The 8,450-nt window shown below is 47.7% G+C and carries 6 protein-coding genes and 1 other annotated feature; of the genes, 4 read left to right on the forward strand and 2 right to left on the reverse strand.

Annotated elements, in window-relative coordinates; translation table 11 throughout:
• The coding region (locus BM058_RS17605; RefSeq protein WP_143083068.1) for a helix-turn-helix domain-containing protein at positions 1–183 on the reverse strand (183 nt) is incomplete at its 3' end.
• A gap of 393 nt (positions 184–576) precedes the next feature.
• Between BM058_RS17605 and rpsD the strand changes: the two genes are divergently transcribed.
• The 3 genes from rpsD (at position 577) to BM058_RS17625 (ending at position 3,148) form a co-directional block, all read left to right on the forward strand.
• Positions 577–1,179, forward strand: a complete 603-nt coding sequence (gene rpsD / locus BM058_RS17615) for a 30S ribosomal protein S4 (RefSeq protein ID WP_090929030.1) — start codon at positions 577–579, stop codon at positions 1,177–1,179.
• A gap of 162 nt (positions 1,180–1,341) precedes the next feature.
• On the forward strand, positions 1,342–1,554 hold the full coding sequence (locus BM058_RS17620) for a hypothetical protein (RefSeq protein WP_090929033.1): 213 nt from the start codon (positions 1,342–1,344) through the stop codon (positions 1,552–1,554).
• A gap of 76 nt (positions 1,555–1,630) precedes the next feature.
• Entirely contained in the window at positions 1,631–3,148 is a 1,518-nt protein-coding gene (locus BM058_RS17625) for an AbgT family transporter (protein ID WP_090929035.1), read from the forward strand.
• A gap of 75 nt (positions 3,149–3,223) precedes the next feature.
• Here BM058_RS17625 and tyrS read toward each other — a convergent pair whose 3' ends face one another.
• Positions 3,224–4,501, reverse strand: coding sequence for a tyrosine--tRNA ligase (tyrS, locus tag BM058_RS17630; RefSeq protein WP_090929038.1), 1,278 nt, complete (start codon positions 4,499–4,501; stop codon positions 3,224–3,226).
• Between the two features lie 51 nt (positions 4,502–4,552).
• Positions 4,553–4,756, reverse strand: a binding site (T-box leader).
• Positions 4,757–4,893: 137 nt separating this feature from the next.
• Here tyrS and BM058_RS17635 point away from each other — a divergent pair.
• Complete coding sequence (locus BM058_RS17635; RefSeq protein ID WP_090929041.1) at positions 4,894–7,842, forward strand: transglycosylase domain-containing protein; 2,949 nt, start codon at positions 4,894–4,896, stop codon at positions 7,840–7,842.
• Positions 7,843–8,450 lie beyond the last annotated feature (608 nt).

Raw genomic sequence — 8,450 nt, forward strand, 5'->3', positions numbered from 1 at the left:
CGTTCTTTGCGTTGTGGTGCCCCGCTTTAGTTCCCGGGATATCGTTGATTTATGGTGGCCAATAGCCTCCGCAATGGTCTGCATGGACTTGCCTTCTTGACGAAGGGCTTGAATCTGTCCCCGATCAAAGGACGAAAGATGAGAAAAACACCGCATTTCTGTGGTACCATGGGAAGTGGTCATCGTTATTCCTCCTATTATGTTAGGTGTTGGGTTCCTTTCATCATAACGGAATAACGATGGCTTTAGCTATATCTTTAACGATGCCTTTAGCTGTTGCATTTGATTTTACAATCAAGCATAATATTATCCGCTCACGTTTTTTTCGTGTTATATTGACTTTGCGTGCGGAAAAATATATAATGACGTTTGTGTTAAAAGACAGCCCGGACATACTTGATGTGTGCACCCTTGTCATTTTGTTCCTTGCCTCCGCGGCTGAAGAGACGTTGCAAGGTGTATTGGTACCCCCTAGCTGTCGGGGCGAAGATACATGAAAACAAAATGAGCATGTCAGGAGAATGTCATAGGTCTTCTTTTTCCAATACTTTTAAAAATAAAAGGAGGCGCTCTTGTATGGCACGTTATACAGGACCTACTTGGAAAAAATCCCGTCGTTTCGGCGTTTCGCTGAGCGGCACAGGCAAAGAACTCGAAAAACGCCCGTATCCTCCGGGTGAACACGGACCGACCCAGCGTCGGAAGCTTTCCGAATACGGCGAGCAGCTTCAGGAAAAACAGAAGCTCCGTTATATGTACGGACTGAATGAAAAGCAGTTTCTCCGTACGTTTAAACAGGCAGGCAATCTGCCGGGCGTACACGGTGAAAACTTCCTCATTCTTCTCGAATCCCGTCTTGATAATATCGTGTACCGTCTCGGCCTTTCCCGCACGCGTAAAGGGGCCCGTCAGCTCGTGACGCACGGTCATGTTAAAGTAGACGGCGGCCGGGTCGACGTTCCTTCCTATCGTCTGAAGCCGGGACAGACTATCAGCTTGCGTGAAAAGTCCCAGAATCTCTCGGTTATCAATGACGCGCTGGAAGCAAGCAGCTTTGTGCCGGAATTTCTTAACTTCGATGAAGATAAAAAAGAAGGCACATACACCCGCTATCCGGAACGTTCCGAGCTTCCGTCCGAAATCACCGAAGCGCTTATCGTGGAGTTCTATTCCCGTTAATCGCTGCAGTTTACGGAATACTTTTCAAAAGACCCTGGAATGTTGGCCTTCCAACATTCCAGGGTCTTTTTTTAGTATCCGGCTTTATCAAGGGAACACCATCACGCCTGTTGATTTACCATATAAAGGAATGGGAAAGGGTTCTATGAGGAGGGTGCATCTGTGATCAAAGCATGTATTCCCCTTTCTTTTTCGTTGGACGGAGCCGTCTGCCCGACTCCAGCGGGAGAAGCGTCAGCCGAAGATCACCGGGTGATTTTCCCGGTAGCTGAGGCGACGCCCGCGGAAAGCGGGCAGGAAAGGCGGAGTCCAACGAAACGCTTCCTATATTTGCATAATCAACAGCCGTGGAACATCATGTTCTGTTATAAGTAAATACTTTGACTTTTGCTGCGAAGCTTGATACGTTTAATTCCGACTAAGTAGATAAGATTAAAAGGGAGGCATTCAAATGGCAAAAAATCCGGAGGAAGTTTCTACTCCCCGAAAGATTTTATTCCGTATACTGGATGGAATTGAGTGGCTCGGAAACAAACTTCCATCCCCACTTTTACTGTTTGCTCTATTAGCATTTATTGTTGTTGTCATTTCCGGTATCTTTTCGGGGGTATCCGTTACAAATCCTACAACATCCGAGGTTGTAGAAGTGAAAAACCTTTTCAGTGCCAGCGGACTGGAATACATATTCAGCAGTGCCGTCGATAACTTCATTGGTTTCGCTCCACTTGGGGCTGTCCTTGTTACGATGCTTGGTATCGGCCTGGCTGAACAAACCGGACTGGTTCATTCTTCGTTAAGAGGCATTGTGTTCAGCGTTCCGAACCGCCTGCTTACAGCAGCTCTCGTATTCGCGGGTGTGATGTCCAGTCTTGCTGTGAACGCAGGATATGTTGTCCTTCCCCCTCTGGGAGCTGTCTTGTTTCTCGGCCTGGGCCGGCACCCACTGGCTGGTCTGGCCGCAGCATTCGCCGGAGTATCCGGAGGATTCGGCGCGAACCTGGCGCTCACATCTACAGATGCGATTCTTCAGGAACTGACAGCGGAAGCAGCACGCACGATTGATCCTGCGTATGCGGAGACAATAACAGTTACGATGAACTACTTTTTCGCTGCGGCATCCGTGCTTCTGATTACGTTTATCGGTACGTTTGTTACTGACAAAATCGTTGAGCCCCGTCTTGGAAAATACGACGGCGGAGAACAGGAGGACATGGAAAAACTGACGTCCCAGGAGAAACGCGGCATGCGTTTTGCCGGTATCGGCTTTATTGTGACATTTGCTGTGATGGTTTATCTGTCTCTCGGCCCTCTTCGAGGAGACGGCGCGTACATTGATTCTCCGTTTTTCAATGCTCTTGTCTTTGTGATTTTTATCTTATTCTTTGTGCCGGGTCTTATCTACGGTATCGTATCCAAAGAGATACGAAATGATAAGGATCTGACAACGTTACTTGGAAAAACAATGGCGAGCATGAGCGGCTACATTGCACTGGCTTTCACAGCCGGGCAGTTCATCGCGTATTTTCGCGAAACGAACCTTGGAACGGTTATTGCATTCAACGGAGCTGATTTTTTACAGGACACGGGCTTTGACGGCATTAATTTGATTCTTACTTTCATGGGGATAACGATGCTCGTCAACTTTTTCATCGGAAGTTCCTCAGCGAAATGGACGATTCTGGCGCCGGTGTTTGTTCCCATTATGATGCAGCTTAACTATTCACCGGAATTTACAACGCTGCTGTACAGAATCTCGGACTCTGTCACCAATATGATCACACCGCTGCTTTTATACTTCCCGGTTATTATCGCCTTTGCTCAGCGTTACGATAAAAAAGTCGGGATTGGTACGCTGATATCCATGATGATTCCTTATTCCATTGCTTTTCTTGCAGGATGGCTCATTCTTCTTCTCATCTGGGTACTGCTTGGCATTCCGGTCGGTCCCGGCGCGCCTATTAATTACTAATCTTCTGCCGGCGGAACCATTACGGAACATGAAAACGAAGCTGCCTCCTTTTTCGAGGAAGCAGCTTCGTTTTATTTATGCAAATTGGATGAGAAAGTATTTTTTCTTGCCGCGGCGGATAACGGTGAAGGATCCGTCGATTTTATCTTCGTCTCCCACGACTTTATCCAGGTCCTGACACCGGTCTCCATTAATGTATACCGCGCCGTTTGAGATATCTTCCCGTGCCTGTCTTTTGGAGGATGCAATACCTGCCTCGATAAGCAGCTCAATCAGTCCCGCTTCCTTTTCTTCGATCGTATGACCCGGTACATCTTTAAAGCCCTGCTGAATTTCTTCAGCGCTTAAGCTTTTGATATCCCCGTCTTTTCCAAACAAGGCCGCCGAAATATTCTGAGCCTGCTTCAGCGCTTCTTCTCCGTGTACAAAGGTTGTAACCTCTTCGGCAAGACGGCGCTGTGCGGCCCTCTCTTCCGGCCGGTTCTCGAGTTCCTGCTCATAATGCGTGATCTCTTGTTCAGAAAGGAACGTGAAATAGTGGAGAAATTTGATCACATCACGATCATCTGTATTAATCAGGAATTGGTAGAACTCGTACGGCGATGTTTTTTCGGGATCAAGCCATACGGCACCGCCTTCGGATTTGCCGAATTTCTCACCGTCGGCCTTTGTAACAAGCGGAATGGTGAATCCGTATGCCTGCGGTTGTTCACCTTCCTCGCCGCCTTTCATCCGGCGGATAAGTTCAAGTCCGGCGGTAATATTGCCCCATTGATCACTGCCGCCAATCTGCAGCTGGCAGTGTTTTTCTTCATGCAGGTGGTAAAAATCAAGCGACTGCAGAATCTGATAGCTGAATTCGGTGAAAGATATGCCGGACTGAATTCTTGAATCCACCGATTCTTTGGACATCATATAGTTCAGACTGAAATGCTTGCCGACATCCCGCAAAAAGGTAGTGATCGACATTTGTCCGATCCAGTCATAGTTATTCACGACTTCCGCCCGCTTTCCGCCTGAAAAATCCAGGTATTTCTCAAGCTGGCCGCGGATCCGGTCGGTGTACATCTGTACGACATCTTCTTCATTCAATGTCCGCTCTGCTTTCTTTCCGCTCGGATCTCCTATCAGTCCGGTCGCTCCTCCTACGAGAGCAAGCGGCTGATGTCCGGCAAGCTGAAACCGGCGCAGCGTAATAATCGTCAGCAGGTGGCCCACGTGAAGGCTGTCCCCGGTCGGGTCAAACCCGCAGTACAGGGTCACCTGTTTATCACGCAGCAGCTTCTGCAGTCCCTGTTCATCGGTAACCTGATTGACTAATCCTCTGTTTTGTAAGTCCTGAAAAATATCCATTTCTCTTTTCTCCTTCATTTCAGATTAAAAAACGCCCCTCCCGTACTGTACGGAAGGGACGATTGTTATCGCGGTACCACCCTTGTTGAAAGCAGCTGCTTCCCACTTGGATTCTATAACGGGAATTCCCGTTCCATGCAGCATGGAATCAGCTCCAGCACGTAATTCACTCCATTCTGTGTCCCGGCTTTCAGCGCCCGCCGGTTCTCTGTGTACAGGGAGAATAAAGTTACTTCATACCTTCAAAGCCTGTCATAAATGATATAGACTATTCTTCTTTTACCATACCTTTTTTCCTATTGTCAACGCGAATTGATAAAAATCGCCATAATCCATAGGAAGCAATCCAAGCTTATGCTATAATATCGTTGATGTTTAGGAGGAATCATAACATGAAAAATTTTCTTGAAAAACTGAACGAACGCTTTGATTCCTGGAAAAACAAACCGTGGATCAAGGGGTTAAATATTACTTCCTACGTTTTCTGGAACTTATTACTTATCGCATTCGTGGTGTTTATCGCCCTTGGTCTTTTTGCCGGTGGAGCGGGAGCGGGATATTTCATGTCTCTCGTAGAGGATCAGGAGGCATACAGCAAAGCAGAATTTGAAAACCAGGTCTATAACTACGAAGAAATCAGCGGTATTTATTTTGACGAAGGAGAATTCCTGGGAGAAATTCCTGCAAGGCTGGAGCGTAAAGAACGACCTTTGGAAGAAATGTCCGATCATTTAGTTAATGCCGTTATATCGACAGAAGATGAATATTTTTACGAACATGAAGGAATTGTTCCAAAAGCACTGTTACGTGCAGTCTATCAGGAAGTTTCCAATTCCAGTACCCAGACAGGCGGGAGTACACTGACTCAGCAGGTAGTTAAAAACCAGCTTCTTACCAACGAAGTCTCCTTTGAGAGGAAAGCAAAAGAAATTGCACTCGCGCTTCGAATGGAACATTATTTTGAGAAAGACGCTATTTTGGAAGCTTATTTAAATATCGTGCCATTTGGACGTAATTCGGATGGAAGGAATATTGCCGGAGCGCAGTCTGCTGCGGAGGGCATCTTCGGGGTGGATGTGTCAGAACTGAATCCGGCCCAGGCTGCTTTTATCGCCGGCCTTCCCCAGAACCCGTACATTTATACACCATTTGCCCAAGGCGGTAAAGTGAAAAGTGATATGGAAGAAGGACTCGCGCGGATGGAACGTGTGCTTGGGAACATGAGGGATAATGAGTTTATTACCGAAGAAGAGTACCAGACCGCGCTTGATTATGACATTAAGGCGAATCTGGCGGAACCACAGGGGAGCATTGTAGAAAACTACCCTTATTTGACATACGAAACACAGCGCAGAGCTTCCGATATTATCCGAAACGATCTAATCGATAAAGCAGGGGTCGATCTGGACTCCATGAGCAGCGAAGAACGCAGGGAGACCATCGGTCAGTACCAGACACAGGCGGAAAGTGAGCTGGCGCTTGGGGGATACAACGTTCATATCACCGTCAAAAAGAATATTTATGACGCTATGCAGGAAGCAGCTGCCAATTCCCAGTGGTACGGACCGGACAGACAGGTGAAAGGAAGCGTCGAACAGGAACAGGTCGGCGCCATGATGATCGACAACCAGAACGGCGCAATTCTAAGTTTCGTCGGCGGACGTAATTTTGACCAGAATAATTTAAATCACGCCACACAATCCTACCGTCAGAACGGTTCGACGATTAAACCGCTTCTTGACTACGCGCCGGCGATGGAACGGGGCCTCGTCCAGCCCGGCACTATTCTGCCCGACGTGCCCGGTGATTACGAAAACGGAGATGGCAGCTACAAAAACTACGGAGACAGTTATCAGGGATTTGTAAGTGTCCGTGAGGGACTGGTAGAGTCACGAAACTCTCCGGCTGTCCGCACATTTGAGAGAATGGAGAAAGAAACAGCGAGACAGACGCTGCTGGACTTAGGTTTTGACAATATCGGCCCGAATGAACCATATCCTTCCGCAGCCATAGGCGGCCTGACGAACGGAACAACCGTGGAAACGAACACGAATGCGTTCGCCGCCTTCGGCAATAACGGAAACTATAATGATTCCTACATGATACAGCGTATTGAAACGAAAGACGGAGAAACGATTTATGAACATCAAACAGAAAGCAGGGAAGTCTTTTCGCCGCAGACGACGTTCTTAACCGTTGATATTCTCCGCGACGTTCTCGGGTCCGGAGGGACAGCATCCAGTCTCCCGGGGATGATGAACTTCGGCGGGGACTGGGCCGGCAAAACCGGAACGACAGATGATACCCATGATTCCTGGTTTGTCGGGTTTAATCCCAATGTTACGTTCGGCATCTGGATTGGTTATGATACCCCGCAGGAAATCTCTAACTACTATAAAGGCTTAGGCTACGGGGCACGTACCCAGCAGATCTGGTCCGATTATATGAACGCAGCCTATGAAGCGGAGCAGGAAAGCGAAGAGTCCGTCTTTGGACTGGATGACCGATTTCAGCAGCCGGACGGTATCGTCAGACAGACCATTTGTGGTATAACCGGCAAACTTCCAACGTCAGAATGCTCAAACGCCGGGTTCACGACGACCGATTATTTTAACGAGCAGTATGTTCCGACAGAGACCGGCGACGGGCTGCAGCAGGAATTGTTTGTTACGATTAACGGCGCCCGTTACCAGGCCTATGACTCGACGCCTTCCGCTTTCACAAGAAGTGGTATATCCGTTGAGGATGATCTATTTGATGCGGAGGGAATATCGGAATACCTTCCTGAGGAATGGCAGGATGTAGCACCGGACCGGCAGGCCCCGGATAATGGTAGAACACCTTCTCCGGTGGCCAATGTATCATTCAGCGGAAACAGTGTAACGTGGTCCCCGCATCGTGATGGTGATATCGTTGGTTACCGGATTTACCGTTCAAACGGTGCACTTGTTGGAAGCATCCGCGCCGATGGAACGACATCTTTCAATGCCGGATCCGGGTCCTACTTTGTTACCGCGGTTGATTCGCGCGGACGCGAATCAAGCCAGTCAGCAACGGCGCGCCGCTACATCAATACAGATGATAACGATGAAGACAACAGCGGCGGCACAAATGAAGAAGATAATACGGACAATGATTCTTCTGACAGCGGCTCCCAGGATCAAAATGGGAGTGATGAAACAGAGAATAGTTCGGACAACAATAATGAGCAGAATGGCAGCAACGGGGAGGATAACAATACTAGTTCCCCGGAAAGTTCAGATCAGGAAAATGGAAACGACACTTCTTCCGGGTCAGAAGATAATGATGAATCCGAGAGTGATACAGAAGATAATACGTAACGGTCTTTGAGAGATGACAGGCGCTTCCAGCTATCCATATGGATAGTTGGAAGCGCCCTTTTTTTATTGATCAGTTATGTCTGAAACTCTCGAGCCACTGTTTAGGAGCCACATAGCAGCGGAACCAAAATGCCCCGACTCCTGCTCCAAACAGCACGAGCCGCGGGTACCCCGCAGGATGTGCAGTCAGATCGGCGCCCGCACGTGACGTACTTCCACAGGATAATGACGTTTACGGGGGGACGAGACCCTCTAAAGTGCTTTATGAACCATTCATAATGACGTTTGTAATTGTCAACTGAAATTTCAGCCATATGTTCATCCAATTTTCAGCCAAAGATGAATCGCTTCACCTTTACATACAATAGGAAAAACAATAGGAAAAATTTCATTTCATCAATAAACTTTGTTTAATGAAATGGATTCAACGATTCATTGAAGCTTGGATAGCTACTACACTATTTGGCTTCTATTTCATTGTCAAAGAACAGTGATGCGCGTTTTCGATGTTTCGAATGAAGAATAAGGTGAATTCCCCCTTTTTTTATTCATCTGCCATGATGCTTGGTTCGGCCCCTTATTAGTTCTGTGACATCTAAACGCTTCTC

It is taken from the genome of Salibacterium qingdaonense (assembly GCF_900114715.1).
GTDB classification, from domain to species: Bacteria; Bacillota; Bacilli; order Bacillales; family Marinococcaceae; genus Salibacterium; species Salibacterium qingdaonense.